Origin of the sequence: Rhodococcus sp. 1R11, assembly GCF_004563845.1 — a bacterium.
Classification (GTDB): domain Bacteria; phylum Actinomycetota; class Actinomycetes; order Mycobacteriales; family Mycobacteriaceae; genus Rhodococcoides.
The window spans coordinates 1-1,303 of record NZ_SPNG01000029.1 but is presented as its reverse complement, the minus strand read 5'-3'; the positions used below and the strand labels follow the sequence as shown (position 1 = coordinate 1,303).

Annotated in this window: 1 protein-coding gene; it reads right to left on the bottom strand. The window is 66.9% G+C overall.

Annotated elements, in window-relative coordinates:
• Positions 1-52: 52 nt before the first annotated feature.
• A complete protein-coding gene (gene ald / locus E4P29_RS25745) occupies positions 53-1,165 on the bottom strand; it encodes an alanine dehydrogenase (RefSeq protein ID WP_135048099.1) in 1,113 nt (370 codons plus the stop codon).
• Positions 1,166-1,303 lie beyond the last annotated feature (138 nt).

Below are 1,303 nucleotides of genomic sequence, written 5' to 3'. Positions count from 1 at the left end.
CGCGACTGCGCCTACTGCTGGTGGTTGCGGTGGGCGCAGTCGTCTTTGTGGTTCAGGCGGGTACGCGGTCGGCGTGCAGGCTCGGCAGGTCGGGGAATGCGTCTGCGACTCCGGGGTAGACGATCCGGCCGTCGCGGGTGTTGACGCCCAGTGCCAGCGCGGGGTTGGCGGTCAGGGCGGCGTCGACGCCTTGGTCGGCCATCTGACGCAGGTAGGCCAGCGTGGCATTGGTCAAGGCCTTGGTCGAGGTTTGGGGTACTCCGCCGGGCATGTTCGCCACGCAGTAGTGACGGATGCCCTCGACGGTGAAGATCGGCGACTCGTAGGTGGTGGGGCGGGAGGTCTCGAATGCGCCACCCTGGTCGATGGCGACGTCGATCAGGAGTGCACCCGGCTTGAGCAGTGCCAGCTGTGCACGTGAGACGACTTTCGGTGCTGCCCGTCCGGGGACGAGGACTGCGCCCACGACTGCGTCCGCTCGCGCGAGTTCGGTGTCGAGGGTCTGGGCGTCGGAGACCAGTGTGCGTGCTCGGCCACCGAAGAGGATGTCGAGTTCGCGGATCCGCTTTCCGGAGGTGTCGAGGATGGTGACTTCGGCTTGCATCCCCAGAGCCAGGAGTGCGGCCTGGGTGCCGACGACTCCGCCGCCGATGACCAGAACCCGGCAAGGCGCTACACCGGGTGATCCGCCGAGCAGCATGCCGGGGCCACCGCCGGGCATGGTCAGGTGGGTGGCGGCTGCGTGCGCGGCCAGTCGACCGGCGAGCTCGCTCATGGGAGTGAGCAACGGTAGGCCGGTGTTGTCCTGCACGGTCTCGTAGGCGATGCCGAGTGTTCCTGCGGCCAGCAGAGCTTCGGTGAGCGGGCGGTCTGCGGCGAGGTGCAGGTAGGTGAACAGGGTCAGGTCCTCGCGCAGGAATGGGTATTCCGCGGCGATCGGTTCCTTGACCTTGACCAGCAGTTCGGCGCGTTCCCAGGCCTCGGCCTGGGAGGTGAGGTGGGCACCGACGGCGGTGTAGTGGTCGTCGCTGAACCCTGCGCCGTCACCGGCACCGCGTTCGACGTAGACGGTGTGGCCGCTACGAACGAGGTCGGCGGCACCGCCGGGGGTCAGCCCGACCCGGGCCTCTTGTGGCTTGATCTCTTTGACAACGGAAATACGCATGACAGAGACACTTTCGTTCTGGGGAGAAGTGAATGGATGTGGGTAGTTCACGTGCTGGGGCGGCGGGCGATGTTGTAGAAGCGCACGTTCTGGTACTCCTCGAGCCCTTCGGCACTGCCCTCACGACCGAGACCGGAC